The sequence below is a fragment of the Rhizobium sp. 01N447_2 genome (assembly GCF_056399245.1).
In genome coordinates, this window is record NZ_JBFTQY010000029.1 from 22,905 (window position 1) to 39,724 (window position 16,820).

Sequence of the window (16,820 nt, forward strand, 5' to 3'; positions counted from 1 at the left end):
TCTATTGAATAGTATAGCATAGTTCATTCGCTAAAATCGAACGATTGAATCAATGACGTTTGAACAGCTTTCCATTTTCGTCGCGGTTGCGGAACGCGAGCATCTGACCAAGGCCGCGTTTGAGATCGGGCTCACGCCATCGGCCGTCAGCTCGGCTATCCGCAATCTCGAGACCTCCTATGGCGTCGAGCTTTTCCATCGCGTCGGACGCCGCATAGAGCTGACATATGAAGGACGGGTGTTTCTGGGGGAGGCTAGAGCGACGCTGGCGCGCGCAAAGGCCGCAGCACTCGTCCTGTCCGATCTCGGCGGCTTGCAAAAGGGTGAACTGGTCGTTTTTGCGAGCCAGACGATCGCCAGCTACTGGCTACCGGCGATGCTGATGCGTTTCAAGATCCGCTACCCGGGCATTGACCTGAAGCTGATGATTGGCAACACGACCACGGCGGCAAAAGCGGTTCTCGATGGATTGGCCGAAGTCGGTTTCGTCGAAGGCAGCGTTGATGAGCCGGCGCTGCATGTTCAGCCGCTTGCCGAGGACGAACTCCTTGTCGTCGTCGGTCCGCGCCATCCCTGGGCGCGTGGCAAACCAATTGCACCGGCAGACCTGGTTTCGGGCACAAAATGGGTCATGCGGGAAAAGGGGTCCGGAACCCGGTCGGCTTTCGAGGCGGCGATTTCCAATCTCGGCATAGACCCCGGAGATCTGGCTGTCGCGCTGCAACTGCCGTCGAACGAGGCGGTCATATCGGCAGCAAGGGAGGGCCTCTGCGCGACAGTCGTTTCGGGAGCCGTGGCCGCGCCACTCTTGACGCAAGGTCTGCTGGTAAAGGCGCGCTTCCCTCTGCCGTCCCGCCAATTTGAGATCCTGCGGCATAAACAAAGGCACTCCAGTCGTGCCTCGCTGGCGCTGGAAACCATTTGCCGCGAGGACAAAGCTGCCGAAGTCCAAAATTGGGATGATTGGGCGCTCTAGCTGATCCAAGCCGCCGACGGTCTTTGTCGTTGCTGCTCACAGGCGCGTCAGCAGTACTCTTCCACGCCCGCGGGAACGGTTTGGCCTGCTTCATGGCATTATGGTGGTCGCCACGCACGACGACGTCATGACATTTTCAGCATGGGCATGGCTACATGGATGCCCACTTGCTGCCATCGGTGCTCCTTGATCAGCGAGCGGGCTTATGGATGAACGTGCCAGCCAAATCCTGAAACAATACTATCACGAGGCTCGCTAGATTGCGCGTCCGAAACTTGTCACCGCATCGTCTGATGCGTCCGACGTCACCGGCGCAATAGGCTTGGCGCGAAGCCGGCTTGCGTCGCGGGCGGGCGGAAGTCCGAACAGCCGCCCGTATTCCCGGCTGAATTGGGACGCGCTTTCATAGCCGACGGCGAAAGCGACACGGGCGGCGTCGCCCGGARTCTCGAGCAACAGACGGCGTGCCTCGTGGAGACGGAACCGCTTCTGATACTGGATGGGCGTCATGGTCGTTGCCGCCTTGAAATGGCGGTGGAACACCGAAGCACTCATTCCCGTCATCCGCGCCAGATCTTCGACCTTGAAAGATTCCGTGAAGTTTTCGCGAATCCAGGCGAGCGCCCGCCTGACTTGAGACTGGCGGCCGTCGATCTGTGCGATCTGCCGCAGCTTCGCTCCCTGCGGTCCCCGCAATAGCCGGAACAGGATTTCCCGCTCAATCATTGGTGCCATGACGGAAATTTCGTTTGGCCTATCGAGAAGTCGCATCATCCGTAGAAATGCTTCTTCGAGCTGAGGATCGGTCGGACTCACGCCGAGGCCACATAAGAATTCCGGATCGTGCACATCAGGCATCTCAATCAGAAGGTCGGCGATGTTACGGGCGTCAAAGCTGAACCCGACGCCGAGAAATGGCTTCTGGAGGCTCGCTTCGGATATTCTGCCAAAGACAGGAACCTCGACCGAGGCCACGAAGTAGCTGCCCCCTCCATAGTGCAATACGTTCTCGCCGCAAGTGATTGCCTTGGCGCCTTGTAACACCAGGCATATGACAAGCTCCGTCATGCCTGCCGTCGGCTCAGTCGTGCGTTCTGCTCTTAGCAAACCGACGCGTGGAATGGCGGTCGTCGTACGACCGCCACGCGAGTGCCTGTCGATCAGGGACCTTAGTTCTTCGCCCACATTGTCCATGCTGTTAAATTGCACCCTCCTCCAACGCGCGCAAGTCTTTCGGCAGGATTAGGCAAGAGTTCAATAGAATTTGGCACGCGGCCGGAAAGGCGCCTACTCATATTGGACGGGCAACCAGAATGGAGAACGACCATGTCGAAGAATGCATTGATCACCGGCGCCAACAAGAGCATCGGCTTTGAAACCGCTCGACGGCTCGGGGGATTGGGTTATCGTGTTTGGCTTGGTGCCCGCGATGCGGGGCGCGGTGAGAGTGCGGCGGAAACTTTGCGAGCTCAGGGTCACGATGTGCGCTTCCTTGAAATTGCCGTCGAGGACGACGCAAGTGTGAAGGCAGCCGCGGATCGTGTCAGACAGGAAGACGGCAAGCTCGACGCACTGGTCAACAATGCGGGCATACCCGGAGCATTCATCGATCCGGCGGATCAGACCTTAGACGACATCCGTCAGGTCTACGAGATCAACGTATTCGGGCCGATCCGAATTACGCAAGCTTTCCTGCCTCTGCTCAAAGCAGCGGGGTCCGCCAATGTCGTCAACGTCAGCAGCGAGCTCGGTTCGCTTGGCGCCCTGACAGACCCGGAGAGCGAATTCTATGGTGTGAACAGCATGGGCTACAACAGCTCGAAGACCGCCCTCAACGCAGTGACCGTATCGTTTTCCAAGGCCCTCGCGTCGTTCGGCATCAGGGTCAACAGCGCGGATCCCGGATACACAAAGACCGATTTTAACGGCAATACAGGCTATCGGACGGTCGAGCAGGCGGCTGAGATCATCGTCCAGCTTGCAGTCGCGAACGACGGCCAGACGGGTGCCTTCATCAATGACAAGGGCACACTACCTTGGTGAGCCTGACTTAATGTCCAGGGCGGGGGCCGGTGCGCCCTTTCCTAAAGACAGCCAATTTAATCGCTGGTTCCACGATCGTACGTCGCGGTGCCGCCGGTCAGACAACTAAGCTGTCGGTCAAGGTGAACGAAGACTGTCGCTCGCTGTACCCCTTGGCAAATTCGAGTGCAGCCGCTTCAAACTGACCATTGACATCGGCAGCGTTAAGGCAGAAGCCGCACTCGGCCGCGCATGCGCGGCCGTTTTGCGAGGATGCCAAAGATGACGACCAAGACTGGCGTAGCCAATGCCGGAAATCTGATCATGACCGGCGTCTTGCTGATGCTGCTTGGCGATCTGCTTTTTGCGCTGAACGATGCAATGGGCAAGTGGCTGGTCGCCAGCTTTGCCGTCGGCCAGGTGCTGGTGATCCGCTCGATTGGCGCTTTCATCGTGCTCGGACCAATGATCCTTCGGCAAGGGCCGATGGCCTTGTTCCGCGTCGAGCAGAAGGGCCTCCAGTTCATCCGTGTTTTTATGGCGACCTGCGATGTCGCGCTGTTTTATGCCGCTGTCGCCTATCTGCCGCTCGCAGATGTGATGACCTTCTATATGGCCGGTCCGATCTACATTGCGGCGCTCTCGCATTTTTTTCTCGGAGAAAAGATCGGCTGGCGCCGGTGGCTGGCCGTTCTGATCGGCTTCGCAGGCGTCGTCATCGCGCTGCGTCCGTCCATGGCGATGCTGTCGCTTCCATCGCTCTTCGGTCTTGCCGGCAGCCTTGCCTTTGCGCTGTCGCTGGTGATGAGCCGCTATCTGCGCTCGACCAGCGACACGACGCTGGTGACATGGCAGACGATCGCCGCGCTCGTCACCGGCATCGTTTTAAGCGTCGGCCACTGGCAGTCGGCAACCCTCATCGATTGGTCCGGCATGTTGCTGCTTGGCATCGTCGCCTCGTGCGCGCATCTGCTCATCACCCGCTCGCTCAAGCTCGCACCGGCATCGCTGCTCGCCCCGTTGCAATATACGCTGCTGCTCTGGGCGATCGTCCTCGGCTACCTCTTCTTCAACGATATTCCCGATGCACAGATCATCATCGGTGCCGCAATCATCGTCGTTGCGGGGCTCTTCATCTTCCACCGGAAGAACCTGAAAGAGACGGTTCCGGTCGAAGCCGTCCCGCCCGACGGTCATTGAGGGCTACAGCGCTGCTTATCTTTCAGCTTCGCATGGGACGCTGCTGTAACTCCTGGAATTCCCACATACTTCCATCCTTAAACCGTGCGGGAATAGATCAAACGGATGGGGGCTCAGTCACGCGGGCGTTCCACGGAACAATTTGGACGCTTGCACGCTACTCCCGAGCATTCAAACCTGGGAGATCGCAATGGCGTCCATGACCCTCGAAGACCTGTCCTCGCAACTGAAGAAGATCGATTTCTGCATGCTGTCGACGAACGCCGGGTCGGGCCGCATCTCGGCCCGGCCGATGAGCAACAACGGCGACGTCGAATATGACGGGGATTCCTGGTTCTTTTCGTATGAAGACAGCAGCAAAATCACGGAGATCGAAGGCATCGACACCGTCTCGCTGACGTTCACGGCACCTCCCAGCCTCCTCGGCAAACCGGGGATTTTCATCGCTGTCGAGGGCCTCGCCTCGCTGGTACGGGACAAGGCTGCATTCCAAGAACATTGGGTCCCCGATCTCGAGCGGTGGTTTCCTGAAGGTGTGAACACTCCCGGGATCGTTCTTATCAAGGTTTCAGCATCCTCCATCCGGTACTGAGATGGTGAGAAAAACGGCGAGGTCGCCCTGCCTGGCTCAGCGAGTTAGGGTAATGGCATAAAAAGGTGCCCTACTCTGCGGGCGGCTCCTCCCAACCGAAGACGCTCCGGCCTCCGAAATCGGCGGATTGGCGGAATTCGCCGGCGATGAATTCTTTGAGGTCGGGACCTGTCACATAGCGTTCCATCTGCCTGGACTGATCGTCCAGGCGCTTGAGCGCCTGCAATTCCTCCTCGCGTCCGAGCCTGCCCTTCTGCACCGCCGATTTCATCACGGCGATCGTCTCGTCATAGACCTTGAGCGGGACCGGAAAAGGATGGCGGTCCTTGCCGCCATGGGCGATCGAGAAGCGCGCCGGATCGGAAAAACGGCAGGGTGCGCCGTGGACGACTTCCGCCACCATCGCCAACGCCTTCACCGTGCGGGCGCCAACGCCTGGAACGAGCAGCAGCTCTTCGAATTCCGCCGGCCCGCGATCGGCGGCGGCAGCCAGATTTCCATGCAGGCGGCGCATGTTGACGTCGCTCTCGCGGACGTCGTGATGGGCAGGCATGATCAGGTGCGGCAGCATCGGCTGTGCGGCGGGTTCGGGCGCCGGCGCTTCGGCGCGCAACAATGCGGCGGCTTCGCGGATGATCCGGTCGGGACCGAGGGTCGCTAGCAGATCGAGCTGACCGCGCCGCGAGCGTTCGGCGCGCCGGTCGGCAAGATTGACGATCTCGCCCTGGCTCCTTCCCTCGATTGCCGCATGCGGCGAGTCGACGAAGCTCTCCAGGCCTTCGGACAGCCAGTGATAGCGCCGGGCCTGCCGCCTGTCGCCGTTCATGCCCTGCTGCACGACCACCCAATGGCCGTCATCGGCAACGATGAACCCGTGCAGATAAAGATCGAACCCATCCTGAAGGGCGGCGCTGTCGACCTTGGCGATAAGACGGCTGGTGGTCGCAAGCCCCTCGCCGTCGAGACCGACACGCTCGCCGATCGAGACGAGTTCCTGCGGCGTCTTGCGCGAATGCGCGCCGCGGCCGCCGCAAACATGCAGGCCGAGCTCGCCGGCACGCGGCTTCAGCCCGCGCTTCAACGCCCCGAGAACACTGGTCGTGATGCCTGAGGAATGCCAGTCCATGCCCATGACCGCGCCGAAGGACTGGAACCAGAAGGGATGCGCGAGCCTGCGCAGGAATTCGTCGCGGCCATAATGATGAACGATCGCCTCGGTGATCAGCGTTCCCAACCGCGTCATCCGGTCGCCGAGCCAATACGGTACGCGTCCCCCGTGAAGAGGAAGATCGGCGCTGCCTGCTCGTTGTGACATCTCGTTTCCTTGCATTTTGCATCGCAGGCTGCCCACAGCGCGCCACTGGCCGACGCTATCGGGGAACTCAGGCAAATTCCGGGCGTTTGTGCTCCAGTTAGAGGCCGAGGCAATCATGACGACATTCGAAACCATCTTCAATAACCCGAGCTTGCCCCAGACAAAATCACAACGGCCGGGCGGCCGCCAGAAACAGGAGGGCAGCGCCTTGTCCCCGGAAGGGAGCGCTGCGAAGGCGGCCTTCCTGATCAACGGCAACAGCTATTTCGCAGAGCTGGCGCGCGCGTTGCGACAGGCGCGGCGCACCATCTGGATCGTCGGGTGGGATTTCAATCCGAACATCCGGTTGGAACCCGATAAGTCCGACAAAACGCTGGCCGACCTGTTGCATGCCCTGGCAGCGGCAAATCCGAAGCTCGAAATACGCATCCTCATCTGGGCGCTCGGTCCCGTTTATTCTGGCAAGTCCCTGCAGCCGCTGCGGAAGAAAAACTTTCCCAGAAATGCGCGGATCGATTTACGCTTCGAACTTCAGCCGACATTGCGCGGCTGCCACCATCAGAAACTCGTCTGTATCGACGATGCCGTCTCCTTCATCGGCGGCATAGATCTGACGTCGCGCCGGTGGGACACCTGGCTCCACCGCGCCAAGGATAAGCTACGGCGCGACCCCGAGGGCGTTTCCTACGATCCGCTGCACGACGTTCAGGCAATGGTCACCGGCGATGCTGCCAGGTTGATCGGCGATATCGCCAGGCGGCGCTGGGAAAACGCCACCGGCGAAAGCCACCTGTCGTTGGCCGAAAACGTCCCCTTCGCCTGGCCGGACGATCTCGCAGTTCCCCTGAAGGAGATCGCGGTCAGCTTCGCGCTGACGGAGCCCTCGACCGCACTTCGCCCCGGCATCAGCGACGGCATCGCCATGACATTAGACATTATCGCCCGGGCGCGGCGGCAGCTTTACATCGAGGCGCAATATCTTGCCTCCTTCCGCGTCGCCGACGCCATTGCCGCGCGGCTGCAGGAGGAGGACTGCCCCGAAGTCGTCATCATCTGCACGCGCAGCTCTCACGGGCTGATCGAAAAGATTGTCATGGGCGGCAATCGCGACAGGGTCATCCGCCGCCTGAAACGCGCCGATCGTGCGGACCGCCTGCGCGTCTACTATGCTGTCGTGCCCGGGCCAGTCACGCCCGGAGAGAACGGCGAGGTGGAGGTGCTCGTCCATTCCAAACTGATGATTGCCGATGACGAACTGGTCCGAATCGGCTCGTCCAACCTCAACAATCGCTCGGAAGGGCTGGATTGCGAATGTGACATGCTTGTCGAGGCCGGTAATAACGAGCATCGCCGCGCGATCGTGGATCTGCGCAATCGCCTGCTTTCGGAATATCTCGGAACCACCCCGGAAAGCTTTGCCGCAGCCTTTATGCAAAGCGGCTCGTTGATCGAGACAGTCGACGCGCTCAATGACGGGCCTCGGGGTTTACGGGAATTCACCGTCGAGCTGCCGGGCAGCATTTCGCCGATTTTAGGCACCGCCCTCTTCGATCCGGTTCGACCCTTCGCGCCCCTAGACCGACTGGGCCTCGGCGCGCTCGTCCGCCTCCTCATTCGCCCCGCGTGACGTCCGTCGGAAAACGACCTCGCTGATGACGAGAAGCGTCGTGCCGAGCGCCAGCGGAATGAAGAAATAGGCGCAGCGAAACGCAATCAGCGCGCCGATCGACGCCTCCTTCGGCACGACATAGGAGACCGTCGCCTCAAGCACGCCGAGACCGCCCGGAACATGGGTTGCGAGGATCGCTGAATTGGCAAGCACGTACGCCGTCACCGACCTGAAGAAGGCAACGTCGCCGAAGGCCGAAAGCATCTGATGCAGGCAGGCGGCGACGAGCATGAAATTGATCGTCCCGACCGCAACCTGTGCGACCGCGATCGAAAATCGCGGTAGCTGAAACGACCAGCGCCACAGCCGCAACGTGCCGCGGATGAAAAACGCCAGGCCCGCATAGACCCCCGGCACGACCAGCGCCAGCAAACCGAAGATGCGCACACTTGCCGGGTCGATGCGCAGCAGGCGCCCGGCATCGCCGGGATTGACGATCATGGCAAGACCGCCAAGTGTGATCAGCCCAAGCCCCACCGTGACACCACAAAAGAGGATGATCTTCGCCACGTCCTCCGCCGTCAGCCCCCAGCGCGAATAGAAACGATAGCGAAAGGCGCCGCTGCTCAGCCCGGCAAAGCCGATATTGTGGCCGAGCGAAAGGCTGATGAAGGACGCCAGTGCAATCCTGGAATAGGGCAAGGATTTGCCGAGCGAACGGATCGCCAGGACATCGAAGCAGCTCAGGCACAGATAGGACCCCGTCGCAAAGAGAAGTGCCATGCAAAAGGTCGACAAAGGTATGCTGCGAACCGATTGGACGATCTGATCGAGGCTGTATTGTTGGAAGATCCGATAGAGGAGAAAGACAGCAAGACAAAGGGCAGCAACGAGCAGTCCATTCCATATCATGCTTTTCAAGCTCATCGATTGTCCTCAGGAGTGCGAGCGCGATGGTTCGATCATCGGGAACGATCAAACTAGTTTTGTGTTCCCCGGAGAACACATTCTATGTTCTCCCGGGGGGAACGAGTTCAGCGGGGCCTATGCCGGATAAATCAATCAAACTCCTGACCTATAACGTGCACAGTTGTATCGGCGGCGACCGGAAGCTCGATCCCGGCCGCATCGCGTCTGTCATCGCTGAGGCTGAGGCTGATATCGTCGCTCTTCAGGAGGTCGACGTCCTCAGGCGCAGGACTGGCGGCGTTGACCAGGCCCATGYGATCGCCTCGCTTTTGAAGATGCAGGCTCATTTCCATCCAGCGCTGTCGATCGCCGAGGAGCAGTATGGCGATGCGATCATCACTTCGCTGCCGACAGGCGCGGTCAAGGCCGGACCATTGCCATCCATCGGCGAACAGCGCGGCGCCATTTCCGTCGAAATACTGGTCGGCGACAGAAAACTGCTGGTCGTCAACACTCATCTCGGCCTCCGAGGCCGCGAGCGCATCCGGCAGATGACGACATTGCTGAACCCGGGCTGGCTGCGCGGCACGGCGGATGAACCTCTTCCAACCATCCTCTGCGGCGATTTCAACGCCATTCCGTCATCGGCGACTTACCGACTTGCCGCGCGGTCATTGAAGGACGCCCAGCTCGCAAGCGGCGCCGCGCCTAGAGCGACCTTTCCCTCGCGCTACCCGCTGATGCGCCTCGACCACATCTTCGTCACTGACGATCTCATCGTCAAACAGGCGGCGGTCCTGGAAAACCGCCTGACAAGGATTGCCTCGGACCACCTGCCTCTGCTCGCGGAAATCGGCTTCGCCTGATCCGTCATCGACGACGACTTTCACCGGGCGAGCTTCCGGTTCATCGCCGCCGCCACCAACGGTAGCGCCGTCGTCGCCACGGCTCCCAGAGGCAAACGCATGATGCCCCTCGTGACGACGAAGGTCGCCGCCATTGCGCCTGCCAGCTTGAGCCAGGGCTGATTGCCAAGCTGCGCATGGGCGCTCGCATCGGCCCATCGGACGTTCTCCGTAACGACGGTCGCGGCCTGATGTTGGATCACGTGAAGGCGAGCGCGGAGGTTTTCGAGTTCTTCTCTCAGTTCTCGCAACCGGCCTTCCAGGGCATGACCATCGGAGACCAGGAGCGGTTCCTCGACGGTGCCTCCGACCGAAGCATCACCTCCGAGTGTCGCAATATACGCCCGATATTCAGCATCGCTGGCAAAACCCTCACGTCTGATAAGATCAGGATTGATGCTCGCCTCTTCGAAGGAGGCCGGCGCGGTTTCTACACCGTCGCGCATATCCTTGTTTGTGCCGGTATCCCCGAGTTCGTCCTTGAACATGATGCGTCTCCAGTTGTTTCCTGGCGATAGAACGCTCGACGGGTCAGAAGGATGCATCGGCTGCTCCTGCTGCCGCCTTCACGTCACGACGCGCTGAAACGCTCCGGTCGAAAGTCTGCCAGCAGCGGATGGCGGCGTCCGCTGACGATCTCGTCCGCCAGCAGTTCGCCGGCGATCAGGCCGAGAGTGGCGCCGCTATGGCTGAAGGCGACGAAATAACCAGGGATTGACGGCAGCTCGCCGAAGACCGGCTCGCCGTCGCCCGGGATGGGCTTCGGGCCAACCCCGTAATCCTCGATCTCCAGCGCCGGATTGCCTTCGAGAACTCTGGAAGCCTCGCGCAGCAACCCCTCCAGCGTCGATCGCCTGACTTCGTAGCTGCCGTCGAGCCTGACGCTCACCTCTTCCTCGGACCAGGCGGAATCGAGCGCGAAGCCGCCGCTGGGCGTTGGCCGGATAGCAATGCGAGGCGTGTTGAGCACCGCCTGCAATGGATGGCGGATCGGCTTGGTCCGGACGAGAAGGGCGACCGGCGTTGCATCGCCGATATGCTGGCCGACCTCGGCCACGATTGCGGGGACGTCGCCGCCAGCAGCAAGCAGTACGGCATCCGCATCGCGGCGCATGCCGTCTGCCGTGATCACGCCACGGGCACGCCCGCCGTCGATATCGACCGTCGCGCGACCCGCGTCCGTGACGATCACGCCGCCCAGGGTGCGGAATTCTTCCGCAAGCATGCCGATCAAGGACGGAAGATCGACCCAGCCCTCCCCGGGGTTGAAGATCGCGCCTTGCCGCGTCACCGCATTTTCGTCGACACCCGGCGTCGCCGCGGCAATCCCTTGCGGCGCGAGCCATTGCGCGTGATAGCCGAGATCGCGCTCATAGTCGAAGATCTCAGCGATCTCGTTGCCGGCATCGTCCGCATCCCAGGTCAAGCCACCGTCGAAGCGAAGCCACGGCGCATCGGGATACCGGACGGCCAGTGTGCGATAGCGATCTATGCCGGCCAACCGCAGCCTGTGATAGGCGTCGGTGCGTTTACGCGCCGAGTTGAGCCAGGCGAGCGAACGGCCGGAGGCGCCGTTGGCAAGGGGGCCGTCATTGATGAGCACGGTGCGGACCCCGAGCCGTGCCAGATGGACCGATGTCGAGACGCCAAAGATCCCGCCGCCGATGACGACGACCTTCGAAGGTTTGGTGGAAGCATTCATGTCGATAACCTTGTTGTCTGCTCTTGCTAGATCGAATGAAATCCGGCGCACCCGCCATCAAGACGACCGGGGGCACCATGCGTTGCCTAAGGCGCTTCAGAGGACTTCCGCAAGGAAGCGCTGCAGCCGCTCGCTTCGGGGATTGTCGAAGATCTGCTGCGGGCAGCCGGCCTCGACGATGCGGCCCTCATCCATGAAGACGACCTGATCGGCAACCCTGCGCGCAAATCCCATCTCATGCGTCACCACGGCCATCGTCATGCCCTGTCGGCCAAAGGCGGCCATCAGGTCGAGCACGCCTTTCACCAGTTCGGGATCGAGCGCACTGGTCACTTCGTCGAACAGCATGACCTCCGGATCCATGGCCAGCGCGCGTGCAATGGCGACCCGCTGCTGCTGCCCACCCGACAGACCTGCCGGCCGATGATCCTTGCGTTCTGCAAGACCGACATCGGCCAGACGTGCCTCGGCGATGCGCCGCGCCTCCTGCCTCGGCATTTTCTTGATCTTGGTCAGCGAAAGCATGACGTTTTCGAGTGCCGTGTGGTCGGGAAACAGGTTGAAGTGCTGGAACACCATCCCCACGCGCCGGCGCAGCCTCTCCGGCTTCATCGCCAGGATGCTCTCGTCATCGAGCAGGATGTCGCCGCTTTTCGGTTCGACGAGCCTGTTCATGCAACGCAGCAGCGTCGATTTGCCCGAGCCGGAAGGGCCGATGATGCAGGTGACGGTACCGGCGGCGATGTCGAGATCGACACCCTTCAGCACGTCGAGATCGCCGTAGGCCATGGTGAGGTCGCGGATGTTCAGGACGCCGCCTTTGAAGCGCGGCGTCCTCTCCTCGACCACCTTGACCGTGGGATGAGGGCTGGTGGCGGCCTGCAACTCGCTCACCTCGACCAATCCGCTCGCAGCACCCGAGCCGCGGCCTTGTTTGCCCAGGCGCAGTTTCGCATCGATATAATTGACGAAGTGGGTCAGCGGCACGGTGATGACGAGGTAGAAGACGCCCGCCAGCAGCAGTGGTGACAGATTGCCCGTGACCACCGCCTGATCCTGCCCAACACGGAAGATCTCCCGCTCGGAGGCGAGCAATCCCAGGAAGTAGACAAGGCTGGAATCCTTGACGTTTCCGATGAATTGATTGACCAGCGCCGGCAGAACGCGCCTGATGCCTTGTGGGATGACGATCAGGCGCATGCCCTGCCCGTGGCTCATGCTGAGCGCCCGGCAGGCTTCCATCTGACCGCGCTCGACGCTTTGAATGCCCGATCGGAAGATTTCGCCGATATAGGCTCCGGCAATCAGGCTGAGCGCCAGGATGCCGAGCGGAAATGGCGATGGACCGAAGATCTCGCGCCCGATCCGGGCAAAACCCTGGCCGATGATCAGGATCGTGACGATCGCCGGCAGCCCGCGGAAAACATCGGTGTAGATGCGTGCCGGCAGCCGCAGCCAGCGGGACTGCGAGATGCCCATCACCGCGAGAGCCATGCCGATGACGACGCCGAGCACGGTCGAGGCCGCGGCCAGGATCAGCGTATTCTTCAGGCCGATGCTGATCATGCTCGGCAGAACTTCCGCCATGGCATCCCAGTCCAGGAAGCTGCGGCGCAGATTTTCAAGCCAGTTCATTCAGATCCCCATGAATTCTTGCCCGGCGCAGACGCCGCCGTCCGGCAGAGCCTTGGTAGGCCGCCCGCCATGAGCGGGCGGCCACGGCGTCACTTCTTGGGAAGATACTGTTCCGGCATCGGCGAGCCGGGGAACCACTTTTCATAAAGGGACTTCCAGGTGCCATCCTGCATCGCGTCGTGAAGCGCGCCGTTCAGCGCCGTCCGGAAGGCATCATTTCCCTTTCGAACCACGAAGCCAGCAGGCGCATCGAAGGACGGGATGTTTACCGCAACCTTCAGCGCGGGATAGCGCTCGCCATATTGCTTGGCAGCCTCGTAGTCGAGAAAATGCGCATCGATCGTTCCGTTGTTGAGCGCGGCCACGGCGGAATTGTTGTCGGGGAATTTCACCAGATCGGTTCCCCCGAAATTCTTGGCCGCATAGACTTCCTGCAAGGTCCCCTGCACGACGCCGAGACGCTTGCCCTTGAGGCCACCGGCATCCTTGATCCCGGCGTCCGCAGTCAAGACCGAGAGATAACCGGCGAGATAGCCGTCGGAAAAGTCGACGGTCTTCTTGCGGGCTTCGGTGGTTCCGATCGCTGCAACGGCAACATCGAACCTTTCGTTTGCGACCGACGGCAGGAGTGCTGAAAATTCCTGGCCCGTGAACGTCACCTTGTCCTTTGGAAAACCGAGGCGGGAGACGACGTTGAGAAACAGCTCGATATCGAAACCGGTGAACTGGCCGTCCGCCGTCGCAAACGTATAGGGCTTGGAATCGCCCATCGTGCCGACGCTGATCACCCCGGGTTCGATGAGGTTATAGGGATTGTCAGCCGCCGCTGCAGAGCCTGCGCCCATCGCAAGAAGGCATGTCAAAAGGCCAGCTCGCAACGGGGCGAGGGTGGCCACGAATGATTCAAAAGGCTTCATGTTCGTTCTCCGCTCTGAAAGGAATGCTCTTGTCGGCATCGTCGGGTCGCCCTGCCCCGCCGCGTAATGCGGCAGAGATTTCTGGACAAGATACCGGTCTCCTGTATAAAGAGACCGGTCTCACAACATATTTGATATCCGTCAATTGACCGGTCGTCAACAACTCTTGTAGTCCTCAGCTCATGGAAGATTCCGCTCATTCGAAACGTTCAGTCACGGTCGCCGACGTCGCGAAGGCCGCAAAGGTCTCGAAGGCGACGGCCGCCCGTGTGCTTGGCGGCTATGGCGTGGTCAGCGCCAAGATCACGGATAAGGTCATGGCGGCCGCCGCCGCGCTCGAATACCGCCCGAATGAGCTCGCCCGGAGCATGAGCACCGGGAGGTCCGGCATCATCGGGGTCGTGGTCGGCGATATCGAGAACGCTTTCTTCAGTCTGGCGGTGCGCGGCATCAGCGATGCGGCCCGTCTTGCGGGATTCAACGTCATCATCGCCAATTCGGGCGAAGAGCTCGATGCGGAAAAATCGGCCGTCGACCTCCTGATCGGCAAACGTGTCGATGGCCTGATCGTCACGCCCGCTCGCTGCGACAGCGTCGATCATCTCCAGCACGTCCGTCGCGCCGGCGTGCCATTGGTTCTGTTCGACCGGGCCATCCCCGAACTCGATGTCGACGCCGTGACCGGGGACGACCGGGATGCGGCCATCACGGCGACCCGCTATCTGATCGGGCAAGGACATCGCCGCCTCGCCTACGTCTCTGCCATGGATGCCGAGGACGGTGGGCTCACCGATATCGGGCGGATCTCGAATTCCGCCGTGCGCGAACGCGCGGAAGGTTTTGTCAGCGTCCTGACTGAGGCGGGGTTGCCGAACCCTCTTCATTATATCAGGCTCGGCGCCACGAACCAGCAACAGACGGACAGCGTGATCAAGCGCCTGCTCTCGGAGGGATCGCCGCCAACGGCACTGCTGGCTTCAGACAGCCTCGTCGGCTTGCGCATCTTCAAGTCGCTGCAGTCGCTCGGCCTATCGATCCCCAAGGACGTGTCGATGATTTCGTTTCTCGACGCCGACTGGACCAGCGTCACCGTTCCGCCGATCACCATCGTCGACCAACGCGTCTACGAGATGGGCAAGCTCGCCGGCGAGCGGCTCATCGCCCGTATCGAACGCGCGCCCCTTGCCGTCGAACGTCTGCGCGTCAGCACGAGCCTCGTCGTGCGCGGCTCCGTCGCGGCGATCGGCCGGTGAGATCTATGGAGTTGGCTATACCCGCATCGCTTTGCGAAGCAGAGTAGTACCGCATGGCAATAAGTCACTGATGCCCATGGTCGCCGATTTGACATTACATGGGGTTGCTGTTGTCTTTGCCTGACCAACGTTATTTAATACCGAAAATACTCGCTGTGGGATTTTCAGAAAGATCATGCTCCAGTCAAAAGACGCTTCATCTGAGCTGATAGATTTGATCTATGGAAGTCTCTTCGGCGAGTGCAACTGGCAAGATTTTCTGGATCGAGTGGCGCAAACTTCGCCGAATGGAAAGGCTGCCCTCCATTACCACGATCTGGCCTCGCCTGTGGCCCATGTTCCCTACGTATCTGGGTTTTCGAGGAATGAGGTCGACCAGTTCAGCAGCCACTTTGCCGCAGTGAACCCCTGGATTCCGAGATTGAGTTTTGTGCCCGTCGGTCAGGGTGTCTGCGGAGACGAAATCTTTCCACGCGAGGACTTGCTCAAATCGGAATTCTACAATGATTGGCTGAAGGGTCAGGCCCAATGCGAGACAAGCATCGGTGTCTCCATCATTCGGGAGGAAACCCGCACCTTCGTCCTATCGACCTGCACGTCGTCAGCGGACCCCGATTTCAACAAGGAGGCGGCCGGGCGCTACACGCTACTCGCGCCCCATTTGAAAAGGGCTTTCGACTTCATCCGGAAGCGTGATCTACTCGCCCCGGAAAGACAGAATACGCAAACCCTGCTCGATAGCATCGGCGTCGGACTGATCTACGTTTCGGAGCAAGGGCGAGCACGCCAATGGAACAAGAGCGCGGAAGCCCTAATGGAGGCTGGCTTTCCTGTCCATGTCCTGCCAGGTGGCGAGCTCCGCCTTCAATGCGAGAAGTCGGCTGTCGTTCTCGATTTCCTGACGTCGAGAAAGGGTGTGCAGACAAAGCCGCACACAGYGGTTGTAAAGGGAAGAGACAAGGATAATTATCGCATCACCCTCGTCCGGCTCCAGTCCGATGCATTCACCGAATTCCTGGAGGGGCCGACTGTGGCCGTAATCATCGAGCCGATGATGGTTACGCCATTCAGTGAACGGCGAGACTTCCTGATGCAAACGTACAAACTGACCGCGACGGAGATCCGGATTGCATCAAGCATTGCCTCCGGGCATTCTCCAAAGGAGGTGGCCATAGCCGATCACATAAGCTACGAAACTGTCAGAACTCACCTCAGAAACATCTATTCCAAGCTCGGGGTTAATTCCCAGGTGGGTCTGGTGGCGCTGCTCATGCGCTAACCCGCCAAATGATCTTGCAATCATGACTGGCCCGCACAGCTTAGCCGCGCCAGTTTGGCGGCAATGCCGTTGCACACTCCTCACGCGACGCCCGGTTGCGTCGATTATCTCGCAGGCAACGTCCAATCACCGAGTCCGACAGCTGAGATCAAATACGCGTTGAACAAGAAATTCTGCGAACCCTTGTTTCGTTCGAGCAGGAAGATCAACGCGACGCTCTCTAATCGTAGAGTTCGCCGTGACCAATCTGTTCCTGCCTGGCAGGTGCGTCGCTGATTGAGGGATCGTCGGCCGGATCGGGATCTTTCTTGGTGGCATCGCTCATAAACTGCGCGGCCTTGAGGAGCGCCGCGGTTATCTCCTCGGTGCCCCATCCGGCTTCATTGGCGGCTGCAATCATCCCTTCCAAAGCGTCGCGCGCGGCTGCGCTCGCCTCTTCGAAGCGTTGCGCGGGAGATTCGGTCTTCGGCGGTGGAAAGGTCATCGGCGTTCCCTCCATAGGTGCG

At 60.5% G+C, this 16,820-nt stretch carries 16 protein-coding genes and 1 pseudogene; 9 read left to right on the plus strand and 8 right to left on the minus strand.

Annotated elements, in window-relative coordinates; genetic code table 11:
• The first annotated feature begins 52 nt into the window (after window positions 1–52).
• Both AC1ECN_RS20345 and AC1ECN_RS20350 read left to right on the plus strand, forming a co-directional pair.
• Window positions 53–976 (plus strand): LysR family transcriptional regulator, encoded by a 924-nt coding sequence (locus AC1ECN_RS20345; RefSeq protein ID WP_024319713.1) that lies wholly within the window; start codon window positions 53–55, stop codon window positions 974–976.
• A gap of 123 nt (window positions 977–1,099) precedes the next feature.
• Window positions 1,100–1,185: pseudogene (locus AC1ECN_RS20350) on the plus strand (type II toxin-antitoxin system VapC family toxin); the annotation flags it as partial.
• A gap of 46 nt (window positions 1,186–1,231) precedes the next feature.
• Here the strand turns inward: AC1ECN_RS20350 and AC1ECN_RS20355 are convergent.
• Window positions 1,232–2,044: an AraC family transcriptional regulator gene (locus AC1ECN_RS20355; protein ID WP_477953930.1), complete on the minus strand. Its 813-nt coding sequence runs from the start codon at window positions 2,042–2,044 to the stop codon at window positions 1,232–1,234.
• Window positions 2,045–2,302: 258 nt separating this feature from the next.
• Between AC1ECN_RS20355 and AC1ECN_RS20360 the strand changes: the two genes are divergently transcribed.
• The 3 genes from AC1ECN_RS20360 to AC1ECN_RS20370 all read left to right on the plus strand — a co-directional run bounded on the left by AC1ECN_RS20360 (window position 2,303) and on the right by AC1ECN_RS20370 (window position 4,790).
• Window positions 2,303–3,019: an SDR family oxidoreductase gene (locus AC1ECN_RS20360; RefSeq protein ID WP_024319711.1), complete on the plus strand. Its 717-nt coding sequence runs from the start codon at window positions 2,303–2,305 to the stop codon at window positions 3,017–3,019.
• Window positions 3,020–3,280: 261 nt separating this feature from the next.
• Window positions 3,281–4,198: a DMT family transporter gene (locus tag AC1ECN_RS20365; protein ID WP_024319710.1), complete on the plus strand. Its 918-nt coding sequence runs from the start codon at window positions 3,281–3,283 to the stop codon at window positions 4,196–4,198.
• A 190-nt stretch (window positions 4,199–4,388) separates the two neighbouring features.
• Window positions 4,389–4,790, plus strand: a complete 402-nt coding sequence (locus AC1ECN_RS20370) for a pyridoxamine 5'-phosphate oxidase family protein (protein ID WP_130663324.1) — start codon at window positions 4,389–4,391, stop codon at window positions 4,788–4,790.
• 70 nt (window positions 4,791–4,860) lie between these two features.
• On the opposite strand, the gene AC1ECN_RS20375 is transcribed toward AC1ECN_RS20370, so the two are convergent.
• The gene (locus tag AC1ECN_RS20375; RefSeq protein ID WP_024319708.1) at window positions 4,861–6,105 is read right to left on the minus strand and encodes a DUF763 domain-containing protein; all 1,245 of its coding nucleotides are present in this window, start codon (window positions 6,103–6,105) and stop codon (window positions 4,861–4,863) included.
• Window positions 6,106–6,220: 115 nt separating this feature from the next.
• Between AC1ECN_RS20375 and AC1ECN_RS20380 the strand changes: the two genes are divergently transcribed.
• A complete protein-coding gene (locus AC1ECN_RS20380) occupies window positions 6,221–7,732 on the plus strand; it encodes a phospholipase D-like domain-containing protein (protein WP_130665530.1) in 1,512 nt (503 codons plus the stop codon).
• Here AC1ECN_RS20380 and AC1ECN_RS20385 read toward each other — a convergent pair.
• Window positions 7,679–8,641, minus strand: a complete 963-nt coding sequence (locus AC1ECN_RS20385; RefSeq protein WP_130657009.1) for a lysylphosphatidylglycerol synthase domain-containing protein — start codon at window positions 8,639–8,641, stop codon at window positions 7,679–7,681. The genes AC1ECN_RS20380 and AC1ECN_RS20385 overlap by 54 nt on opposite strands.
• 119 nt (window positions 8,642–8,760) lie before the next feature.
• Here AC1ECN_RS20385 and AC1ECN_RS20390 point away from each other — a divergent pair, with 119 nt between their 5' ends.
• Window positions 8,761–9,489, plus strand: a complete 729-nt coding sequence (locus AC1ECN_RS20390; protein ID WP_477953934.1) for an endonuclease/exonuclease/phosphatase family protein — start codon at window positions 8,761–8,763, stop codon at window positions 9,487–9,489.
• A 20-nt stretch (window positions 9,490–9,509) separates the two neighbouring features.
• On the opposite strand, the gene AC1ECN_RS20395 is transcribed toward AC1ECN_RS20390, so the two are convergent.
• The 4 genes from AC1ECN_RS20395 to AC1ECN_RS20410 form a co-directional block, all read right to left on the minus strand.
• Window positions 9,510–10,016 (minus strand): hypothetical protein, encoded by a 507-nt coding sequence (locus AC1ECN_RS20395; RefSeq protein ID WP_130665531.1) that lies wholly within the window; start codon window positions 10,014–10,016, stop codon window positions 9,510–9,512.
• 83 nt (window positions 10,017–10,099) lie between these two features.
• A complete protein-coding gene (locus AC1ECN_RS20400; RefSeq protein ID WP_130663328.1) occupies window positions 10,100–11,230 on the minus strand; it encodes an NAD(P)/FAD-dependent oxidoreductase in 1,131 nt (376 codons plus the stop codon).
• A gap of 96 nt (window positions 11,231–11,326) precedes the next feature.
• Complete coding sequence (locus tag AC1ECN_RS20405; protein WP_130663329.1) at window positions 11,327–12,865, minus strand: amino acid ABC transporter permease/ATP-binding protein; 1,539 nt, start codon at window positions 12,863–12,865, stop codon at window positions 11,327–11,329.
• Window positions 12,866–12,954: 89 nt separating this feature from the next.
• Window positions 12,955–13,782 carry an ABC transporter substrate-binding protein gene (locus tag AC1ECN_RS20410; RefSeq protein ID WP_130657004.1) on the minus strand — a complete coding sequence of 276 codons (828 nt, stop codon included), beginning with the start codon at window positions 13,780–13,782 and terminating at the stop codon, window positions 12,955–12,957.
• Between the two features lie 182 nt (window positions 13,783–13,964).
• Between AC1ECN_RS20410 and AC1ECN_RS20415 the strand changes: the two genes are divergently transcribed.
• A complete protein-coding gene (locus tag AC1ECN_RS20415; protein ID WP_130714046.1) occupies window positions 13,965–15,035 on the plus strand; it encodes a LacI family DNA-binding transcriptional regulator in 1,071 nt (356 codons plus the stop codon).
• A 175-nt stretch (window positions 15,036–15,210) separates the two neighbouring features.
• Window positions 15,211–16,314, plus strand: coding sequence for a helix-turn-helix transcriptional regulator (locus AC1ECN_RS20420; protein ID WP_477953937.1), 1,104 nt, complete (start codon window positions 15,211–15,213; stop codon window positions 16,312–16,314).
• 220 nt (window positions 16,315–16,534) lie between these two features.
• Here AC1ECN_RS20420 and AC1ECN_RS20425 read toward each other — a convergent pair whose 3' ends face one another.
• Complete coding sequence (locus tag AC1ECN_RS20425; protein ID WP_027688258.1) at window positions 16,535–16,798, minus strand: hypothetical protein; 264 nt, start codon at window positions 16,796–16,798, stop codon at window positions 16,535–16,537.
• Window positions 16,799–16,820: the final 22 nt, after the last annotated feature.